Here is a 19,684-nt window from a genome sequence, read left to right as displayed (position 1 = left end):
CCTGCGTCGCGGCCAGGGCCGCGTCAGCGCACGCACTCAAACTCACGCATACGCCGGCCGATGCTCGCCCGCGGTCTCGCCGAGATAGCGATGCACCGACAGATCGTCCGCGCGAATCGCGGGCTGCTTGCCCGACATCAAGTCGGCGAGCAGTTGGCCCGAGCCGCACGACATCGTCCAGCCAAGCGTGCCGTGGCCGGTGTTCAGGAACAGGTTCGGCACCGGCGTGCGGCCGACGATCGGCGTGCCGTCCGGCGTCATCGGCCGCAGACCGGTCCAGAGCGTCGCCTTCGACGTGTCGCCGCCGCCCGGGAACAGGTCATTCACAGAAAGCTCGAGCGTCTCGCGGCGCGCCTCGCGCAGCGATTTGTCGAAGCCGACGATCTCGGCCATCCCGCCGACGCGGATCCGGTCGTCGAAGCGCGTGATCGCGATCTTGTAGGTCTCATCGAGCACGGTCGACACCGGCGCGGCAGCCGCGTCGACGATCGGCGCGGTGATCGAATAGCCCTTCAGCGGATAGACCGGAATCTTCACTATGCCATCGAGGAAGCGCGTCGAATACGAGCCGAGCGCGACCACGAACGAATCCGCGCGCACGAGTTCGCTGCCGCACTGCACGCCGGCGATGCGGCCGCCCGCCATCGCGAGCGCGTCGATCGACGTGTTGTAGCGGAACTTGACGCCCAGTTCCTCGGCGAGCGCCGCGAGGCGCGTCGTGAACATCTGGCAGTCGCCGGTTTCGTCGCCGGGCAGGCGCAGGCCGCCGGTGAGCTTGTGCGACACCGCGGCGAGGGCTGGTTCGGCCTTGGCGAGTTCGTCGGCCGTCAGCAGCTCGTATGGCACGTTGGCATCCTGCAGCACGGCGATGTCTTTCGCGGCGCCGTCGAACTGCTGTTGCGTGCGAAATACCTGTAGCGTGCCGCCGGTGCGGCCTTCGTACTCGATGCCGGTGTCGGCGCGCAACGCCTGCAGGCAGTCGCGGCTGTATTCGGCCAGCCGCACCATACGGCCCTTGTTCACCGCATAGCGCGGCGCCGTGCAGTTCTGCAGCATCTGCCACATCCATTGCAGTTGGAACGCGGTGCCGTCGACGCGAATCGCCAGCGGCGCGTGCTTCTGGAACATCCACTTGACGGCCTTCAGCGGCACGCCCGGGGCGGCCCACGGCGAAGCGTAGCCCGGCGAGATCTGGCCCGCGTTGGCGAAACTGGTTTCGAGCGCCGGGCCGGCTTCGCGATCGATAACGGTCACTTCGTGACCGGCGCGCGCGAGGTAATACGCACTCGTCACGCCGACGACGCCACTGCCCAAAACGACGACTCGCATAGCTGCTCCAGATATCCAAAAATTGAGTGAGGGCAAGGCGCTCGTCGGAGCTTCGATCTGATTCGATTCGGCGAGCTGCAATGTGAGGTGAAATGCCGTTTGCCCAGTGTTAACCGCTATACTATTGGCAGTGAGACAGGTTTTGTTATTGTATTTTCATCATTTTTAGAAAAAACACCATGCGTACCCAGCGCCAGCCCGTGCGGGCTCTCGACAAGCTCGATCACAAGATCCTGCGGCTCCTGCAGCAGGACGGCCGTATGGCGATGAAGGACCTGGCGGAGCAGGTCGGTCTGTCGGTGACGCCGTGCATCGAGCGCGTCAAGCGGATGGAGCGCGACGGCGTGATCACCGGCTACTACGCCCGCGTGAACCCGGCCGAGCTGGGCGCGGCGCTGCTCGTGTTCGTCGAGATCACGCTCGATCACAAGAGTGGCAACATGTTCGATCTGTTCCGGCGCGAGGTGCAGAAGATCCCCGAGGTGCTCGAGTGCCACCTCGTGTCGGGCGATTTCGACTATCTGATCAAGGCGCGCATCGGCGAAATGGCCGATTACCGCAAGTTGCTCGGCGATATCTTGCTGCAGCTGCCGGGCGCGGTGCAGTCGAAGAGCTATGTGGTGATGGAGGAAATCAAGGAGACGCTGACGATCGCGGTGGGCGAGTAGGTGCCGGTTCGCTGACGGGGTGGGACGCGCATCAAGCGACCAACGAAGTGCTCGACAAACGGCGTAAATACTGTATATTTATACAGGTGTTTTGCGCCGCTTTCCTTTGACGCTTCCCGTTTGTGTTTGCTTTGCGTGGCCCGCCGTGGATGACCCCGACACCCCTGACATTCCCGAATTTCCGATCGCGCCGCCGGCGCCTCGCAAGGGGCGCGGCGCGGTCACGAACCTGCAAGGCCGCTACGAAGTCGACCAGCGCGAAGCCGTCCACGACGGCTGGCAGACGGCCGACGAAGACGGGGAGCCGAAGGTCCTGCGCACGCAGGTGTTCGAGGAGCGCGCAAAAACCATCCTCACACGCAATGCGTCGCCGGACATTCCGTTCAATGTGTCGCTGAATCCTTACCGGGGCTGCGAACACGGCTGCATCTATTGCTTCGCGCGGCCCACGCACAGCTACCTGGGTTTGTCGCCCGGGCTCGATTTCGAAAGCCGCATCTACGCGAAGATCAACGCGCCCGAGCTGCTCGAGCGGGAACTGTCGAAGAAATCCTATGTACCCGAGCCGATCGCGCTCGGCGTCGCCACCGATGCATGGCAGCCGGCCGAACGTGACTTGCGTCTTACGCGTCGTGTGATCGAGGTGCTCAGCGAGCGCAACCACCCGTTCGGGGCGATCACCAAATCATCGCTGATCGAGCGCGACATCGACCTGCTTGCGCCGATGGCCGGGCGCGGGCAATTCATGGCCGCGATCACCATCACCACGCTGGACGCCGACATCGCGCGCACGCTCGAACCGCGCGCGGCCACGCCGTCGCGCCGGCTGCGCACGATCCGTACGCTCAGCGAGGCGGGCATTCCGGTCGGCGTCAGCATCGCGCCGGTGATCCCGTTCGTCACCGAACCGGATATGGAGCGCGTGCTCGAAGCATGCGCCGAAGCGGGCGCCAGCAATGCGAGCTATATCGCGCTGCGGCTGCCGTGGGAGGTCGCGCCGCTGTTCAAGGATTGGCTGGGCGCACATTTCCCGGATCGGGCCGAGCGCGTGATGAGCCGTGTGCGCGACATGCGAGGCGGCAAGGATTACGATTCTTCGTTCTCGACCCGCATGAAGGGAGAGGGCTTATGGGCGGATCTGCTCAGGCAGCGCTTTCACAAGGCCGTGCGCCGGTTAGGGTTGAACGGGCGCGACCGCGGCATTCTCGACATGTCGCATTTCCGCCGGATCGAGCCGCCGCGCGCCGAGCAGGTGAGCGCACCGGCGCGCGACAATCCGCAACTGAGGCTTTTCTAGCGCGCAGGAACGTCTGCGGGTCCCGCCACGGGGGCATTACTGCGAAATCGCTTTGGCCGCTTCGACCTGACTTTCGAAGTAGGTCTGGAACGCGAGCGCGAGACCGGTCATCAGCAGAAACGCACCGATCAGCAGCGAAAAGATCACGACGAAAATGACCGTCCAGCCGGAGCGGCTTTTGCGTTGCGTGTGGGTGTTGAATTGCGCATCCCATTTCTGATCAGGACGCAGCCCGTAGACGAGCGCCGCCAGAAACGCGGCAAACAGCGAAACCGCGCCGATCGGCGCGAGGACCCAGCCCAGGATCGACGCGCGCTCGGTCGCGACCAGCAGCATCACGCCGGGAATGCCGATCAGCGTGCCGAGTAGATGCGCCCAGCCGTAGATGTCTCGGGTGCCGTACAGATAGAAGCGGTGGGCGCCGAGGCTGCCGAACAGGAACGCCAACGCGGCGGTGAGCGTCTTGGATCTGAAGCGCGGGGAAGTCGAGGCAGCGGTGGGCATGAACGCGTGGGCAGAGTGACGGGCGGTCGAAAGGAGCGGCGCGCCGCGGGGGCGCGGACCGACGCGCATTCTACGCCTGCGGCGCGCGGGTGGTCACGTGGAGGACGATCGCCCAGGCTGAAAGCGGGGTGGCGAGATGCGCCGGACCTGGCTCAGGGTGAGTGCAGCCGTTCAGCCGGACATGCGTGCATCCGCGTGTTACGGCGCTGAATACGTGATGCGATAGATTGCGCCGGCGGTATCGTCGCTGATCAGTAGCGAACCGTCTGGCAGCGGCAACACGTCGGCGGGGCGGCCCCAGACCGATTCGCCGGGTTGCAGCCAGCCTTCGGCAAAGACCTGCTGGCGTGCGTGGCTGCCGTCAGGGTCGGTGATCACGCGCACGACGCGGTAGCCGACCTTCTTGCTGCGGTTCCACGAGCCGTGCTCGGCGATGAAGATATTGTTGCGGTAGTCGGCTGGAAACATCGGGCCGTCGTAGAAGCGCATGCCAAGCGCCGCCACGTGAGCGCCAAGCTTGACCACTGGCGGCGTGAATTCGCTGCACGGATGATCCTTGCCGAACTCGGGGTCGGGCGTGTCGCCGCCGTGACAGTACGGAAAGCCGAAGTTCATGCCGACATGCGGCGCGCGGTTGAGCTTGTCGCTCGGAATATCGTCGCCGAGCAGGTCGCGACCGTTGTCGGTGAACCACAGTTCGTGGGTGACCGGATGCCACGCGAAGCCGACCGAATTGCGGATGCCGCGCGCGACGACCTCGTAGTGGCTGCCGTCCGGGTTCATGCGGCCAATCATCGCAAAGCGGTCCGGATCTCTCTGGCAAACGTTGCACGGCGCGCCTTGCGGCACGTACAGCTTGCCATCCGGGCCGAACGCGATGAATTTCCAGCCGTGATGCGTGTCCTTCGGCAGCTTGTCGGTGACAACGACCGGTTTCGGCGGATCGTTCAGGTGCGAGTCGATCGCATCGAAGCGCACGATTTTCGACACGGCCGACACATACAGCGCGCCGTCGCGCCACGCGACGCCGGCGGGCATCTGCAGCCCGGACGCGATCACGTGGTGACCCGTCACGCGGCCGTTCCGCAGCTCGAGCGCATACACATGGCCATCGTCGCTGCCCACGTAGAGAATGCCCTTGGGCGACAACGTCATCGCGCGCGCGCTCGGCACCTCGTCCGACAACACTTCGATGTGAAAGCCCGGCGGCAGCTTGATTTTCTCGATGGGCAGCGCGGCGATTGCCGTCAACGCCTGCGCGGCGATAACCGCGGCCGCTACCGCACGTAGAATCCGGCTGCACGAGGTGCGCGAAAGTCCGACAAAGCGTACGAAAAAGGCACGAAAGGCGAACGGAAACGGGAGTTTCGGCTGGCGTTGCACGGGCGCTCCTTCAGGTAATTCGGGCGTTTGAGCGGGTTCTCGCACCTCTTGTAGAAGGTGGGTGCATCCCGTTTCCGCAGTTTATCCCGGTAAGTGTTTGTTATGGCGTCGCTTTCCCGCTATAATCGCCTGTTTCAGTCGTTCCGAACCCCGGTTTTCAAGGATTCTAGTATGGTCATCATCCGCTTGGCTCGTGGCGGCTCCAAGAAGCGCCCGTTCTACAACATCGTCGCCACCGACTCGCGCAGCCGTCGTGACGGCCGTTTCATCGAGCGCGTCGGTTTCTACAACCCGGTCGCTACGAAGGGCGAGTCCCTGCGTATCGCTCAGGATCGCCTGACGTACTGGCAAGGTGTTGGCGCGCAACTGTCGCCGACCGTCGAACGTCTCGTGAAGGAAGCGCAAAAGGCGCAGCCGGCTGCTTGATATGGCGGCCCGCAGGCGTATCGTCGTCGGTTCGGCCGGCGGCTCGCGCAACTCGCGTGAGCAGTCCGATGCGCAATTTGTTTTACTGAAGCAGACGCCAAAGCAGGCTGCGAAGTTGTTGTCGAGGTTATTCGATGTCTGAGCGTGATTCCGGCAGTTCTGGTAGCGTCAAGGCAGCTTCGCGCGCAAAGGCGTCTGGTGAGGCGTCGTTCGGTGCATTCGTCCGCAAGCCGGTCGAACGAACCGACGGCAAGGCGAAAGAGGCGCAAGCCGATGCCGCGAACGCCGATTTCGAAGCTGCAGAAATGCGCATCGAAACGGCGGCAAGCTGGCCGGCCGATGCGGTCGAAGTCGGCGCAATCGTCGACGCCTATGGTCTCAAAGGCTGGGTCAAGGTAGCCGCGCATGCGGATGCCGGGCAAGGCGGCGACGTCTTGCTGAGCGCGAAGCGCTGGTGGCTGCTGAAAGGCCAGGAGCGCAAATCGGCGCCGTCCTTGCAGGCCAAAACACATAGCGACAGCGTGGTCGCCCGTCTGGGTGGCGTCGCTGACCGCGATACGGCGTTGGCTTTGCGCGGTTCTCGCGTATACATCGGCCGTAGCGAATTTCCGGCGCTCGAAGCCGACGAATTCTACTGGGTCGATCTGATCGGCCTGGACGTGGTGAATCTCGCCGGGCTCAACCTCGGCAAAGTCGCCAGCATGATCGACAACGGCGCGCAGTCGGTGCTGCGCATCGAATATCCGGCTACCGACAAAAACGGCAAGCCGGTCGCAGGCGAGCGTTTGATCCCGTTCGTCGGCGTCTTTGTCAAAACAGTGGACCAGGCGGCAAAGCATATCGTCGTCGACTGGGAAGCTGACTATTGAAATCTATCGTTGAGCGGGGAGAGCGATGCAGTTCGATGTCGTGACGCTCTTTCCAGAAATGTTCCGCGCGCTGACAGACTGGGGTATCACCAGCCGGGCCGCGAAGCAGCAGCGCTATGGGTTGCGTACGTGGAATCCGCGCGATTTCACGACCGACAACTACCGCACGATCGACGATCGCCCATACGGCGGCGGCCCCGGCATGGTTATGCTGGCCCGGCCGCTCGAAGACGCGATCAGTGCCGCGAAAGCGGCGCAGTCGGAGCAGGGCATCGGCGCGGCGCGCGTCGTGATGATGTCGCCGCAAGGCGCCACACTGAATCACGAGCGCGTGATGAAGTTCGCGGCCGAACCCGGTCTGATCCTGTTGTGCGGGCGCTACGAAGCGATCGACCAGCGTCTGCTGGACCGTGTAGTCGACGAAGAAGTAAGCCTTGGCGATTTCGTGCTGTCGGGCGGCGAGTTGCCCGCGATGGCGTTGATGGATGCGGTCGTGCGTCAGTTGCCTGGCGTGCTGAACGACTCACAGTCGGCGGTGCAGGATAGCTTCGTCGATGTGCTGCTCGATTGTCCGCACTACACGCGTCCTGAGGAATACGAGGGCGTGCGGGTGCCTGATGTGTTGCTCGGCGGCCATCATGCGGAAATCGAAGCGTGGCGGCGGCGCGAAGCATTGCGCAACACGTTGAACAAGCGGCCCGATCTGATCGTGAAGGCCCGAAAGAACAGAATGCTGAGCCGTGCCGACGAGGCGTGGCTCGCGAGTCTCGCGAAGGAAGAGCCGAAGGCCTGAGGCCCCAGTCTTTCGAGCGGACACAAGGCGGTGCCGTGCATGCGTGTGCGGTGCCAGATGTGAACCCATCCTCTATCGGGGCCGTAGCCCAACGCAGTAAGCGCGTGAGGCAGGTACGAACGCCGACAAGATGGATCTAGGAGTCAGTGATGAATCTGATTGCAAAACTCGAGCAGGAAGAAATCGCGCGCGTTCTCGGCGAAAAGACCATTCCGGATTTTGGTCCGGGCGATACGGTCATCGTCAGCGTGAACGTGGTTGAAGGCACGCGTAAGCGTGTGCAGGCTTACGAAGGCGTCGTGATCGCCAAGCGTAACCGTGGTCTGAATTCGTCGTTCATCGTCCGTAAGATTTCGTCGGGCGAAGGCGTCGAGCGTACGTTCCAGACGTATTCGCCGCTGCTGGCTAGCATCGTCGTCAAGCGTCGCGGCGATGTGCGTCGTGCGAAGCTGTACTATCTGCGCGAGCGTTCGGGCAAGTCGGCTCGAATCAAGGAAAAGCTGGTCTCGAAAGACCGCGCTGCTTCCCAAGCGTAAATGCTGTAAGAAAAAGCACCCCTCGCGGGTGCTTTTTTGTTGGCCAGGTCAAAATAGCGGCATGTCCACGCTCATCAGAGAGACCCGTTGATCCGCCCCGTCTTTGAGCCCGAAACTCTGCCTGTCATCGCGACAGGCGCCGATCTGCCACCGGTCGCGCGCGAGCGTCTGACGCCCGATGCACTGCGGGCGCGCTTTGATCGGCAGCTTGCCTGGACACCCGAGAAAATTGCCGATGCGCCGTGGCGCAATACCGACCTCGATCCGCGCGTGGCCGCGGTGCTGGTGCCGCTCGTCGTGCGCGCGCGCGGTCTTACCGTGTTGCTCACGCAGCGCGCGGACCATCTGAACGATCACGCCGGTCAGGTGAGTTTTCCCGGCGGCCGCCAGGAACCGTTCGACGCTGATGCGACCGCAACGGCTCTGCGCGAAGCGCACGAAGAGGTGGGCCTCGACGCGTCGCGCGTCGAAGTTCTCGGCGCGTTGCCCGACTATCTCACTGGCACCGGCTTTCGCGTGTCGCCGGTCGTCGCTCTTGTGCACCCGCCGTTCTCGCTGGAGATCGATACGCTCGAAGTGGCCGAGGTCTTCGAAGTGCCGCTCGCGTTCCTGATGGACCCGTCCAACCACGAAGAGCGCCTGTTCCGCTACGAGGGCGGAGAGCGCCGCTTCTTCGCGATGCCGTATCCGCGCGGCGAATTGACGGTGGCTCCGGAGGCCGCCGAGCAGCGCGGCGCGCACCAAGCGCAGACGGTCACGCCAGCAGCGGTGCAAGGCGGCCATCATTTCATCTGGGGCGCGACGGCGGCGATGCTGCGCAACCTGTATCGGTTCCTCGCCGCATAAATTACGTGACTCGCATCGCCGCGTCGACGATGCACAGTTGCGCGAACGACGCACTTGTCGGCGCTTTGTCAGCATCCGCGTTCAGACTCATCCGACCCTGTGCTATCGTTATAAAACAATCGTAAAAAACTTAAAAAGCACGGCGCATCGCATGACTTTTTTCTCCGTATTGCTGGCTCTGATCATTGAACAGGTACGCGCGCTGTCGCCGAACAATCCGTTGTCCGCGTTGCTTCAATACCATGCGGAGTCGGCGGCGCACGGATTCGATGCTGGCAAGCAACGTCACGGTCTGCTCGCGTGGCTCGTCGTGGTGGTGCCCTGGACGCTCGCGGTCGCGCTCGTCTACTACGTGCTGTATCACATTCACTTCATGCTCGCGTTCCTGTGGAATGTCGTGGTGCTGTACTTCACGCTCGGCTTCCGGCAGTTCAGCCATTACTTCACCGACATCCATCTCGCGTTGAACAACGACGACGTGCCACGCGCGCGCGAAATTCTCAACGAATGGACCGGGCTCGAGACCGTCGACATGCCGGTCAGCGAGATCGTGCGTCACACGCTGATCCACGCGGTGGTCGCGTCGCATCGTCATGTGTTCGGCGTGTTCTTCTGGTTCCTGATTCCGGTCGGTCCCGCTGGCGCGGTGCTGTACCGTTGCGCGGAATATCTCGCGCGCGCATGGGCGCGGCCGGCCGACGACCGCACCGTCGCGTTTTCGAGCTTCGCGCAGCGCGCGTTCTTCGGGATCGACTGGGTGCCGGCGCGGCTGACGTCGCTGGGCTTTGCGATCGTCGGCAATTTCGAGGATGCGATTTACGCGTGGCGCAATCATGCGCGGCAGTGGCCCGATACGAACGACGGCGTGTTGCTCGCCGCGGGCAGCGGGGCGCTCGGCGCGCGCCTGGCCGGGCCACTCGCGGAGCCGTCGAGCCTCGACGCGCTCGCCACCGGCGACGGCGGTCCGGTGCAGGTCGGCGACGACTGCACGCCGCGCACGCTGCAATCGGCAGTGGGGCTGGTGTGGCGTGCAGTCGTACTGTGGATGATCCTGCTGTTGATGCTGACCATCGCGGTGTGGCTCGCCTGAAGCGGCCAGGCCACGCGCGCAGCACAAGAAGAAGCCGGGCAATGCCCGGCTTCTTCAATTCCCGACTCCGCTTCACCCCTTCAACGGATCGCGCACAGTCCCGCATTGCCAGCACACGGTGAACTGCGCCTCGAGCAGCTCGCCGCACTGCTGACATTGCCATGGAGGCGCGCCCGGTGCCGGTCCTCGCGAGGCCGCTTCGATCAGCCGCCGCGCGATCGCCTCATCGCGTTCATCGACGAGCCACAGCTCCGGCGCGCACTGGTCGGCCGGAATCTCGCCGAGCGCCCCGTTCAGATAGCGGTTGTGCAGCTCGCAAGCGATGCCCGCGGTCTCCAGCACGTTGACCCAATGCTGTCCGATGATCAGGTTCGGCGCGCGCATCAGTTTCATGTCAGCGGACAATCTGGCTCGCCTCGTGCACGAGCTGCGCATAAAGCGCATGCCGTTCGCGGCGGATGCGCCCGTCGGCGACGGCTTCGAGGATCGCGCAGCCAGGCTCGTGCAAATGATGGCAGTTATAGAAACGGCAGTTTGGCAGCAGCGGCCGGAACTCGGGGAACGCGCGTTCGAGCCGGCCTTCGCTCAGGTGATGCAGGCCGAATTCCTGAAAGCCCGGCGAGTCGATCAGCGCGCCGGCCGCGCCGTTGACGCCATTCACGCCGGTCGTGCCCTCCGACCGCGGCAGCGGATAAAGACGCGTGAACGTCGTGGTATGGCGCCCGCTGTTCAACGCAGTCGAGATCTCGCGCGTCGCGACTTCGGCATCGGGAATCAGCAGGTTCACGAGTGTCGATTTGCCCATGCCGGACTGGCCGAGCAGCAGCGTCGCGTGACCATGCAGATGTTCGGTCAGCGTGGCGCGTGCCGCCTCGGGCTGCATCCGGATCGACGCTTCGAGCACCGGATAGCCGAGCGCGCGATACGGCTCGAGCCGCTTGCGCGCGCCGTCCAGAGCATCGGTGACGTCGATCTTGTTCAGCACGATCAGCGGCTTCAATTCGTTCGCCTCGGCGGCGACGAGCGCGCGGCCGAGCAGATCCTCGCTGAAATGCGGCTCGGTGGCGAGCACGATCAGCAACTGGTCGAGGTTCGCGGCGAACAGCTTCGACTTGTACTGATCCGAGCGATACAGCAGATTGCGCCGCTCGCCGATCTCGACGATCACGCCTTGATCCGCCGAGGTCGGCTCATAGATCACGCGATCGCCGACCGCGACCTCGCTGCGCTTGCCGCGTGGGAAACATTGCAGCAACGCGCCGCCGTCTTCAGGAGCGACCAGATAGTGGCGGCCGTGCGCGGCCACCACGAGGCCGCCCGTGCGCGCGCCGTGCATGCCGGATGCGGTGGCCGACGCGCCGCGCGACGCCTTCTTCGGAGCGCGGCCGCTCATGCGTGCTGCAGCAGTCGGTCGATCCGCTGCGAGGCCGGCGGATGCGAGTAGTAGAACGCGGTGTAGATCGGATCGGGCGTCAGCGTCGACGCGTTGTCCTCGTACAGCTTGACGAGCGCGTTGACGAGATCGTGCGCGTCGGTTTGCGTCGCCGCGAACGCGTCGGCTTCGAACTCGTGCTTGCGCGAGCTGAGGCTGCCAAGCGGCGTGACGAAGAACATGAACACGGGCAGCGCGAGGAAGAACAGCACGAGCGCGAGTCCGCCATTGCCGCCGACGAGCGACGGCCGCACGCCGAGCCCTTCGTAGAACCACACGCATTGCGTCAGCCAGCCGAGCAGCGCGAGCATCGCGAGGCTGATCGCGAACGTGACCAGCATGCGCTTCATCACGTGACGACGCTTGAAGTGGCCGAGCTCGTGCGCGAGCACCGCTTCGATCTCGCGGCCCGACAGGCGCGCGAGCAGCGTGTCGAAAAACACGATGCGCTTGCTCGCGCCGAAGCCGGTGAAGTACGCGTTGCCGTGCGCCGAACGGCGGCTGCCGTCCATCACGAACAGGCCCTTCGCGGCGAAGCCGCAGCGCTTCATCAGCGCCTCGATGCGGGTCACGAGCGCTTCATCCTTCAGCGGCTCGAACTTGTTGAAGAGCGGCGCGATGAAGGTCGGGAAAATCAGCAGGCCGAACATCTGGAACGCGACCCACACGACCCATGCCCACAGCCACCACAGGTTGCCCGCGCGGTTCATCAGCCACAGCACGACGAACAACAACGGCAGGCCGAACGCGATGCCGAGCAGCGCGCCCTTCAGACGGTCGAAAAAGAACAGGCTTTTGCTCATGCGATTGAAGCCGAAGCGTTGCTCGACGACGAACTGCCGGTAGTAATCGAACGGCAGGTCGATCGCGCTCGTGATCGCGATCACAGCGGCAACCAGCGCGATCTGACCGACGTAGCCGCGGCCGAGCCAGTCGGAGATCGCGAGATCGAGCATCTGCACGCCGCCAAGCAGCGTGAGCCAGATCAGCACGGCCGCGCCGACGACGATCTCGACCATCGCGAGCCGCGTGCGCTCGACCGTGTAGTCGGCCGCGCGCTGATGCGCGGTGAGCGCGATGGTGTTCGCGAACTGGCTCGGCACCTGTTCGCGATGCGCGACGACGAAGCGGATCTGCCGCGACGCGAGCCAGAGTTTGGTGCCGACCATCGCGACGACGGCGACGACGAACAGGGCGGTGAAGTACAAGGTAGGCATCCGGGGATTCCGTGGTATCTATGCGAGAATTATATGTTTCTTCCCGCCTCGCGGCGGAGATACGGTTTAAAGCGACGGTTCAACGCAAGAGCTCCGGGTTGCAGTTCAGGGCGGCGCTTTGGCGCGGCCGGCCCGGCTCGAACCGCGCGAATCGATTTCAAACGAACACATGCCGCGCCGCGCGGGTTTCCAGCGAAGCCCGCCGCGCGGCCCTCAGGGTTGCCTTCATGACTGACATCCTCGCATCCACCGAACAGCCGCCGCTCGTGCGCAGCGACATGAACCTCGTCTGGCTGGACATGGAAATGACCGGGCTCGAGCCCGACACCGACCGCATCATCGAAATCGCGGTGGTGGTGACGAACTCGACGCTCGACAGGATGGTCGAAGGTCCGGTGCTCGCGATTCATCAGAGCGATGAAACGCTCGCGAAGATGGACGCGTGGAACCAGAACACGCATGGCCGCTCGGGGCTGATCGATCGCGTGAAGGCGTCGACTGTCAGCGAGGCCGATGCGACCGCGCAGATCCGCGAGTTCCTCGGCCAGTACGTGCCGCCGGGCAAGTCGCCGATGTGCGGCAACTCGATCTGCCAGGACCGCCGCTTCATGGCGCGCTGGATGCCAGATCTGGAGAGCTTCTTCCACTACCGCAACCTCGACGTGAGTACGCTGAAGGAGCTGTGCCGGCGCTGGCAGCCGGTCATCTACAAGGGCTTCCAGAAGCGCGCGATGCACACGGCGCTGGCCGATATCCACGAGTCGATCGACGAGCTGAAGTACTACCGCGAGCATTTCCTCGTGCCGTCGGCGCCGGACGCCGCCGCGAGCGCTCAGTAAAGCGCGGGCTTGCACGGGCAGGCCCCGAACCTCGAACCTCAGTCTTGCCGCGGCGCGCGTTGCGCACTTTTCGGCCGGAACGCCTTGACCACGTCGACGTTCGTTTCTACGTAAGGGCCGCCGATCAGGTCGATGCAGTACGGCACCGCCGCGAAAATCCCTGGCACCTTGACCATGCCGTCATCGCGCAGGCCTTCCAGCGTTTCCCTGATCGATTTCGGCTGGCCGGGCAGGTTGATGATCAGCGCGGCGTGTCGTTCGGTTTCGCGGATCACCGCGACCTGGCGCGACAGGATCGCGGTCGGCACGAAATTCAGGCTGATCTGCCGCATCTGCTCGCCGAAGCCGGGCATCTCCCTGGTCGCGACAGCGAGCGTCGCCTCGGGCGTCACGTCGCGGCGCGACGGTCCGGTGCCCCCGGTCGTCAGCACCAGATCGCAGCCCACTTCGTCGACCAGCTCGATCAGCGTCGCCGAGATGGTCGGCGCGTCGTCGGCGATCAGCCGCGTGACCACCTGCCATGGCGAGCTCAAGGCCGCGCCGAGCCACTCCTGCAGCGCCGGAATGCCCTTGTCCTCGTACACGCCCGTCGACGCGCGGTCGCTGATCGACACGAGGCCGATCACGATTTCGTCGGGGTGCTGACGTTGCTTACGTCGATCAGGCGTCGCGGTCGTCATCGTCGTCTTCCGCGGCGAGGTTGGGGTCGTGCGCGTCTTCCGCTTCGTCGTCGGTGCCGGCCGCGCTCTTGATCCACTGGAACAACTCGCGGAAGTAGCGCGGCGGCTTGCTCTGCTCCGCTTCCTTGCGCGCGTTGCGGATCAGCGTGCGGCCCTGCTGCGGGTCGACGCTCGGGTGCTGGCGGATGAACTCGGTCAGCGCGGCGTCGTCGGCCAGCAGCTTTTCGCGGGTGCGCTCGATCCAATGGAGCTTCGCCGTCTCCGACTTGTTGATGCCCTTGTAGGTGTCGAGCGCGGTGCGCAGCGCGGCGGTTTCGGTGTCGAGCAGCGAGCGCATCACGCGGCCGACGTACTGGATCTGGCGGCGCTTGCCTTCGTGGTCGGTGATGCGGCGCGCTTCGCGCACGGCTTCGTCGAGCTTTTCGGGCATCGGCATGCGCTTGAGCGCGTCTTTCGGCAGCGCGACGAGTTCCAAGCCCAGATCCTGCAACGCCTGCATTTCGCGTTTGACCTGGGACTTGCTCGGACGATCGTAGCCGTTTTCGTCGACTTCCGTGACGACGGATTCGATCGGTTGAATGCGGGTTTTGCGTGTCATGCCGGTATTGTAACTTGCCGCGCCGGCCCGACCCGCGGCGGCGCGTACCTTGCTATGATCGCGGGATGCATTTATCCCGCACCCGCGCGCCTGCCCCGAATACGGTGTGCATACCCAGGGCCGCGCGGCCCCAACAGGACGGCAACCACAATGGCAGCAGACATGGACGTCAAGCAGCGCTTTTTTCCGCATACCCAGGATGAGCTGAAGGAAATCGCCTCGGACATCCTTCGTCACGCGAAGGCGCTCGGCGGCACCGACGCCGCGACCGAAATCTCCGAAGGCGACGGCCTGTCCGTCTCGGTACGGCGCGGCGAAGTCGAGACGATTGAGCACAACCGCGACAAGATGGTCGGCGTGACGGTGTTTATCGGCAACAAACGCGGTAACGCGAGCACCTCGGACTTCTCGCGGCAGGCATTGAAGGACACGGTCGCGGCCGCCTACAACATCGCGCGCTTCACCGCCGAAGACAATTGCGCGGGCCTCGCCGAAGCGGAGCTGCTCGAAACCGCGCCGCGCGACCTCGATCTGTACCACCCGTGGAATCTGTCCGCCGACGAAGCGGTCGAAATCGCGCGCCGCGCCGAAGACGCCGCGTTCGCGACCGATCCGCAGATCAAGAACTCGGAAGGCGCGAGCGTGTCGGCACAGCACTCGCAGTTCGTGCTGGCGACCTCGCGCGGCTTCCTCGCCGGCTATCCGTATTCGCGCCACTACGTCGCGTGCGCGCCGATCGCCGGCAGCGGCCGCAACATGCAGCGCGACGACTGGTACACGTCGACGCGCAGCGCCGACGAACTCGCCGATCCCGAAGCGGTCGGTCGTTACGCGGCGCAGCGCGCGCTCGCGCGCATCGGCGCGCGCGGCCTCGACACGCGCAAGGTGCCGGTGCTGTTCGAGGCGCCGCTCGCGGCGGGCCTGCTCGGCGCATTCGTGCAGGCGACGAGCGGCGGCGCGCTGTATCGCAAGACTTCGTTTCTGGTCGACAGCCTCGGCAAGCCGGTGTTCGCGCCGCACGTGCAGGTGGTCGAAGACCCGCACGTCGCGCGCGCGATGGGCAGCGCGCCGTTCGACGAGGAAGGCGTGCGCACGCGCCAGCGCTCGGTCGTGAAGGACGGCGTCGTCGAGGGCTACTTCCTGTCCACCTACTCGGCGCGCAAGCTCGGCATGAAGACCACCGGCAACGCGGGCGGCTCGCACAACCTGTCGCTGCTCAGTTCGAACACGCGCCCCGAGGACGACTTCGAGGCGATGCTGAAGAAGCTCGGCACGGGTCTGCTGCTGACCGAGCTGATGGGGCAGGGCGTCAATTACGTGACCGGCGACTACTCGCGCGGCGCGTCGGGTTTCTGGGTCGAGAACGGCAAGATCCAGTATCCGGTCGAGGAAATCACGGTCGCGAGCACGCTGCAGGAGATGTTCCGCCATATCGTCGCGGTCGGCGCGGATACGATCACGCGCGGCACCAAGCAGACCGGCTCGGTGTTGATCGAGCGGATGACGATCGCGGGGCAGTAAGCCGCACGGCGCGTTCCAACGCAGCCCCGCATCAAACGAAAACGCCACGCAACTGAACGTTGCGTGGCGTTTTTTATCGCTTGCGCGGCGCGCGCCGTCAGACGTCCTTGCGCTGATACGTGACGAATGCGTAATCTAAGTCGTTGGGCGCATTCGAGTGATGCGCTTCGCGCGCGATTTCTTCCCACACCTGCGGGTCGATTGCGGGGAAGGTCGCGTCGCCGTCGAAGTCGGCGGCGATTTCGGTGACGATCAGCTTGTCCGCATGGCGCAGCCCTTCGTCGTAGAGCTCTGCGCCGCCGATCAGAAACGCCTGCGGCGCCTGGTCCTGCGCGGCGAGCACGAGCGCTTCGTCGAGATTGGTCGCGGTGTCGCAGCCCTGAAAGCGTCGCGAGGCATCGCGCGTGACGACTATGTTGCGGCGTCCCGGCAGTGGCCGGCCGATCGATTCATGCGTTTTGCGGCCCATGATGATGGGCGCGCCCATCGTCGTGCGCTTGAAGAATTTGAGGTCTTCGGGCAGTCGCCAGGGTAACTGGTTGTCGCGGCCGATCACGCCGTTGCTGGCGCGAGCGACGATCAGGGTGAGCGTCGTCATCGAATGGAAAGAGGAGGGTAACCGGGCGATTCTACCCGAGCCGTCGATCCACACCGACGCGTACCCGCCGCTCACGCCCGCGCCGGCCCGTCCGCGGGGAGCGCTCCCTTGTCGTCGGCGCCGCCCGGTTCGCGCAAGCCGTGCACGCCCATCAGCCGATACAGCGTCACGCGGGAAATGTTCAGATCCACCGCCGCCTCGTTCAACCGATGCCGATGGCGCAGCAGCGCGGCCTCGATCGCGCGCTTCTCGGCAGCCTCGCGCGCCTGCGTGAGCGTCATGCTTTCCTGCTCCGTGTAGCCCGCGAGGTCGAGGTCGTCGGCCGAGATCAGCTTGTTCTCGGCCATCACGATCGCGCGGCGTACGCGGTTGATCAGCTCGCGCACGTTGCCGGGCCAGTTGTAGTTGTAGAGCGCCTCGATCGCCGACGGCGTGAAGCCCCGAATCTTGCGCGCGTTGTCGGTCTTGAACTTGTGCAGCATGTGGTACGCGAGAATCTCGATGTCCCGCCCCCGCGCGCGCAGCGGCGGCTCATCGACGCGCAGCACGCACAGGCGATGAAACAGATCCGCACGGAACTGGCCCTCGCGCATCGCGCCGTCGAGATCGACGTGGGTCGCCGAGATGATGCGCACGTCGACCGGAATCGATTCGCGTCCGCCGAGCCGCTCGATCTTGCCTTCCTGCAGAAAGCGCAGCAGGCTCGCCTGGCTTTCGAGCGGCAGATCGCCGATCTCGTCGAGAAACAGCGTGCCGCCGTCTGCCGCCTCGACGCGGCCGATCTTGCGCTGATTCGCGCCGGTAAAGGCACCGCGCTCGTAGCCGAACAGTTCGGATTGAAGCAGATGAGGCGGGATCGCGCCGCAGTTGATCGGCGTGAAAGGCGCCTTGCGGCGCGGCGAGCGCTCGTGGATCGCGAGCGCGGTCAGCTCCTTGCCAGTGCCCGATTCGCCCGCGATGAACACGCTCGCGTCGGTGTTCGCGACCTTGCGGATCGTGCGAAAAAGCTGTTGCATCGCCTCGCAGGTGCCGACCATTTCCTCGTCGCCCGCTTCGCTGACGGGCGGCGGAAGTTCCGGGTCGCACAGCGCGACCATGCCGAACGCGTGGCCGGCCAGATAGTCGATCGTGGCGTGCGCGACGGGCAGCTTCACGAAGTCGAAGCAGTAGTGGCGCACGAGGCGTCGCACGAGCGGATCGTCGAGCCGCTCGTTGGTCGCCAGCGCGATCCAGCCGATCTGCTGCTGACGCAGGCTCGCCTCGAGCCCGCCGATGTCGCGCGGCGCGAAGCTCGCCAGATCGACGACTCCCGCGCATGCGATGTCAGGTTTCGCGAGCCGCGCGAGTTCGTGCGCCGAGCGCGCCGCCGCGACCTGCCAGCCGCGGCTTTTCAGATGCGCGATCAGCGTTTCGTCGGGCGTGCGCGCGACGTACAGCAACTGTCGCGCGACGGCGGCGCGCTGCTTCGGCACCGCGAGCGACAGATGCGATCCCGCTGCCGCGACGGAAGCCACACTGGTCAGATGAGGTGATTCACGCACGTTCGACCTCGTATCGTTGGCACGTCAGAAGGTGTACGGAAAGCGCATGCCGACCACGAAGTTCGGCGCGTCGGGTGTGAGTCCGATCGATACCGAGCCGTTGATGGTCAGATGCTTGTTCACGACGTGGTTCAGGCCAAAATTCATCGCCGCGGCCGTGGTTTCGCTGCCCGGCACCTTCTGATAGCTGCCGCCCGGCGACTTGGTCTGCGACGCGGGTTCGAGCGCCATCGTGAACGACACGCTGGCCGAATCCTTGTCGGAGAACGCGAGCGCGACGCCTCCACCGAACTGCACGATGTCGCCGAGCTTGACCGTCGCCGGTTCGGTTTGTCCCTGCACCGACGAGATGTCCGCGAACGAACGCGCAAGGTTGTAGGTATAGGAAACGCTGCCGAACAGCACGACCGGGTCGTAGGTCTTCAGCACCGACAGACCCGCCGTGATGTTCCAGAAGCCGGTGCCGGTCGGCAGTCTGGTCGGCGCGACGAGGTTGGTGTTGTCCGCGTCGACCTGCACGACTTTTTCGCCGAACGGCGAGCTGCCGGTCGGCGCCTTCACGCGCAGACTGCCGACCACGTCCGGCAAGGCATTGGTTTCCCTGACGAACTGGTAGTAGATGCCGAAGTTCACGTCGCCGATGTCGTGACTCGACACCGTCGCGTCCGACAGCGTGCTCGCCGCGCCGCCCGCGCCGCCGACGATGAAGGTGCTGCGCCGATACAGGTACGGCACGTCGACGTCGACATTGATGCGGTCGGACACGCCGTAGCGCGTGTCGAGGTCCGCCATTACCTGGTGCGACTTGGTCTGGCCGAGGTTGATGTTGCCGAGGAAAATCGCGTCGAGCGCGAGGAAGCCCGACAACTGCAACTGGCGACGGTCGTAGTAGGTGTCGCTGATGCCGAAGTCCATCGTCAGCTTGTGGTCGAAGAGCGGCGCATGCTCGCGTTGCACGACCGCCTGCTCGGCCTGCGTGCGCACCGGTTCGTTCGCGCGCTGGGTCCGGCCGACCGCGCCGCTGCCGTCGGTGGCGGCGGGCAGGCCGCCGGCGCTGGCGTTGCCTGCATTGCTGCCGTCCGGCGTCGGCGGATTGACCGGCACGCCGGTCGCGGTGCCGGTGGTGCCCGCCGGCGCGGGCGCGCCGGGCGCGATCTGCGCGAGCGGCGGCAGCGCCACCGGCAGGCCGTCGGCGCCCGGCTGCTCGGCCACCGTGTCGCTGCCCGCGGGGGCGTCGGCGCCCGGCACGCCGCGTCCGCGCTGCGCCATCTCGAGTTCGGTGACCTGCCGTTCGAGCGAATGGATCTGCCGCTGCTGCTCGTCGACGACGCGCATCAGCGTGTTCAGACGGTCCTCCACGGATTGACCGGCGAGCGCCTGCGCGCTCGCCGACTGAGAAAGAGCCCACAGCATCACGGCGGCCGGAATGGCCGCGAGAGCCATGCCCGGTGCCCTGGTCGATGACACTTTTTTCATTTTTGCTCCCCCGGTGGTCCGGCCGCGCGGTGCCGACTGCG

General features: G+C 65.0%; 20 protein-coding genes and 1 pseudogene. 10 read left to right on the top strand and 11 right to left on the bottom strand.

Features of this window, described 5'->3' with window-relative positions:
• Nucleotides 1-42 precede the first annotated feature (42 nt).
• A pseudogene (locus tag OKW27_RS24280) lies at nt 43-1,461 on the bottom strand (D-amino acid dehydrogenase); the annotation flags it as partial.
• Between the two features lie 47 nt (nt 1,462-1,508).
• Here OKW27_RS24280 and OKW27_RS24275 point away from each other — a divergent pair.
• Nucleotides 1,509-1,997, top strand: a complete 489-nt coding sequence (locus OKW27_RS24275; protein ID WP_090801287.1) for an Lrp/AsnC ligand binding domain-containing protein — start codon at nt 1,509-1,511, stop codon at nt 1,995-1,997.
• Between the two features lie 145 nt (nt 1,998-2,142).
• Nucleotides 2,143-3,294: a PA0069 family radical SAM protein gene (locus tag OKW27_RS24270; protein ID WP_429335111.1), complete on the top strand. Its 1,152-nt coding sequence runs from the start codon at nt 2,143-2,145 to the stop codon at nt 3,292-3,294.
• A 36-nt stretch (nt 3,295-3,330) separates the two neighbouring features.
• Here OKW27_RS24270 and OKW27_RS24265 read toward each other — a convergent pair whose 3' ends face one another.
• Together OKW27_RS24265 and OKW27_RS24260 are read right to left on the bottom strand one after the other, a co-directional pair.
• Entirely contained in the window at nt 3,331-3,798 is a 468-nt protein-coding gene (locus OKW27_RS24265) for an NINE protein (protein WP_090801282.1), read from the bottom strand.
• 198 nt (nt 3,799-3,996) lie between these two features.
• Entirely contained in the window at nt 3,997-5,091 is a 1,095-nt protein-coding gene (locus OKW27_RS24260; protein ID WP_429336589.1) for a PQQ-dependent sugar dehydrogenase, read from the bottom strand.
• 261 nt (nt 5,092-5,352) lie between these two features.
• On the opposite strand from OKW27_RS24260, the gene rpsP reads away from it, so the two are divergent.
• The 6 genes from rpsP to OKW27_RS24230 all read left to right on the top strand — a co-directional run bounded on the left by rpsP (nt 5,353) and on the right by OKW27_RS24230 (nt 9,741).
• Nucleotides 5,353-5,607 (top strand): 30S ribosomal protein S16, encoded by a 255-nt coding sequence (gene rpsP, locus OKW27_RS24255; RefSeq protein WP_013090118.1) that lies wholly within the window; start codon nt 5,353-5,355, stop codon nt 5,605-5,607.
• Nucleotides 5,608-5,741: 134 nt separating this feature from the next.
• A complete protein-coding gene (gene rimM, locus OKW27_RS24250; protein WP_429335110.1) occupies nt 5,742-6,476 on the top strand; it encodes a ribosome maturation factor RimM in 735 nt (244 codons plus the stop codon).
• 25 nt (nt 6,477-6,501) lie between these two features.
• Entirely contained in the window at nt 6,502-7,269 is a 768-nt protein-coding gene (gene trmD / locus OKW27_RS24245; protein ID WP_184027806.1) for a tRNA (guanosine(37)-N1)-methyltransferase TrmD, read from the top strand.
• 149 nt (nt 7,270-7,418) lie between these two features.
• Complete coding sequence (gene rplS / locus OKW27_RS24240) at nt 7,419-7,805, top strand: 50S ribosomal protein L19 (protein ID WP_013090115.1); 387 nt, start codon at nt 7,419-7,421, stop codon at nt 7,803-7,805.
• An 87-nt stretch (nt 7,806-7,892) separates the two neighbouring features.
• On the top strand, nt 7,893-8,651 hold the full coding sequence (locus OKW27_RS24235) for an NUDIX hydrolase (protein WP_090801275.1): 759 nt from the start codon (nt 7,893-7,895) through the stop codon (nt 8,649-8,651).
• A gap of 151 nt (nt 8,652-8,802) precedes the next feature.
• Nucleotides 8,803-9,741: a CobD/CbiB family protein gene (locus OKW27_RS24230; RefSeq protein WP_429335109.1), complete on the top strand. Its 939-nt coding sequence runs from the start codon at nt 8,803-8,805 to the stop codon at nt 9,739-9,741.
• Between the two features lie 72 nt (nt 9,742-9,813).
• On the opposite strand, the gene OKW27_RS24225 is transcribed toward OKW27_RS24230, so the two are convergent.
• The 3 genes from OKW27_RS24225 to OKW27_RS24215 are packed head-to-tail and all read right to left on the bottom strand — an operon-like array spanning nt 9,814 to nt 12,390.
• Nucleotides 9,814-10,134, bottom strand: coding sequence for a DUF2007 domain-containing protein (locus OKW27_RS24225; RefSeq protein ID WP_090801271.1), 321 nt, complete (start codon nt 10,132-10,134; stop codon nt 9,814-9,816).
• Nucleotide 10,135: 1 nt separating this feature from the next.
• Nucleotides 10,136-11,134: a ribosome small subunit-dependent GTPase A gene (rsgA, locus tag OKW27_RS24220; protein ID WP_429335108.1), complete on the bottom strand. Its 999-nt coding sequence runs from the start codon at nt 11,132-11,134 to the stop codon at nt 10,136-10,138.
• Nucleotides 11,131-12,390, bottom strand: coding sequence for a M48 family metallopeptidase (locus tag OKW27_RS24215; RefSeq protein ID WP_429335107.1), 1,260 nt, complete (start codon nt 12,388-12,390; stop codon nt 11,131-11,133). The genes rsgA and OKW27_RS24215 overlap by 4 nt, the downstream gene beginning before the upstream one ends.
• Nucleotides 12,391-12,617: 227 nt before the next feature.
• Between OKW27_RS24215 and orn the strand changes: the two genes are divergently transcribed.
• A complete protein-coding gene (orn, locus tag OKW27_RS24210; protein ID WP_090801266.1) occupies nt 12,618-13,229 on the top strand; it encodes an oligoribonuclease in 612 nt (203 codons plus the stop codon).
• A gap of 38 nt (nt 13,230-13,267) precedes the next feature.
• Here orn and mog read toward each other — a convergent pair whose 3' ends face one another.
• Nucleotides 13,268-13,909: a molybdopterin adenylyltransferase gene (gene mog, locus OKW27_RS24205; protein ID WP_090801264.1), complete on the bottom strand. Its 642-nt coding sequence runs from the start codon at nt 13,907-13,909 to the stop codon at nt 13,268-13,270.
• Nucleotides 13,890-14,507 (bottom strand): ribosome biogenesis factor YjgA, encoded by a 618-nt coding sequence (gene yjgA / locus OKW27_RS24200; RefSeq protein ID WP_429335106.1) that lies wholly within the window; start codon nt 14,505-14,507, stop codon nt 13,890-13,892. Before yjgA ends, mog begins: the two co-directional genes overlap by 20 nt.
• Nucleotides 14,508-14,657: 150 nt before the next feature.
• Between yjgA and pmbA the strand changes: the two genes are divergently transcribed.
• A complete protein-coding gene (pmbA, locus tag OKW27_RS24195) occupies nt 14,658-16,028 on the top strand; it encodes a metalloprotease PmbA (RefSeq protein ID WP_090801260.1) in 1,371 nt (456 codons plus the stop codon).
• A 97-nt stretch (nt 16,029-16,125) separates the two neighbouring features.
• On the opposite strand, the gene OKW27_RS24190 is transcribed toward pmbA, so the two are convergent.
• The 3 genes from OKW27_RS24190 to OKW27_RS24180 all read right to left on the bottom strand — a co-directional run bounded on the left by OKW27_RS24190 (nt 16,126) and on the right by OKW27_RS24180 (nt 19,643).
• Nucleotides 16,126-16,626, bottom strand: a complete 501-nt coding sequence (locus OKW27_RS24190; protein WP_429335105.1) for a dihydrofolate reductase — start codon at nt 16,624-16,626, stop codon at nt 16,126-16,128.
• A 71-nt stretch (nt 16,627-16,697) separates the two neighbouring features.
• Complete coding sequence (locus OKW27_RS24185) at nt 16,698-18,167, bottom strand: sigma 54-interacting transcriptional regulator (RefSeq protein ID WP_429335104.1); 1,470 nt, start codon at nt 18,165-18,167, stop codon at nt 16,698-16,700.
• A gap of 24 nt (nt 18,168-18,191) precedes the next feature.
• Nucleotides 18,192-19,643, bottom strand: coding sequence for a hypothetical protein (locus OKW27_RS24180; protein WP_429335103.1), 1,452 nt, complete (start codon nt 19,641-19,643; stop codon nt 18,192-18,194).
• Nucleotides 19,644-19,684 lie beyond the last annotated feature (41 nt).

Source organism: Paraburkholderia sp. 35.1 (assembly GCF_050436525.1).
GTDB lineage: Bacteria > Pseudomonadota > Gammaproteobacteria > Burkholderiales > Burkholderiaceae > Paraburkholderia > Paraburkholderia tuberum.
This window is presented reverse-complemented; position numbering and strand designations above follow the sequence as displayed.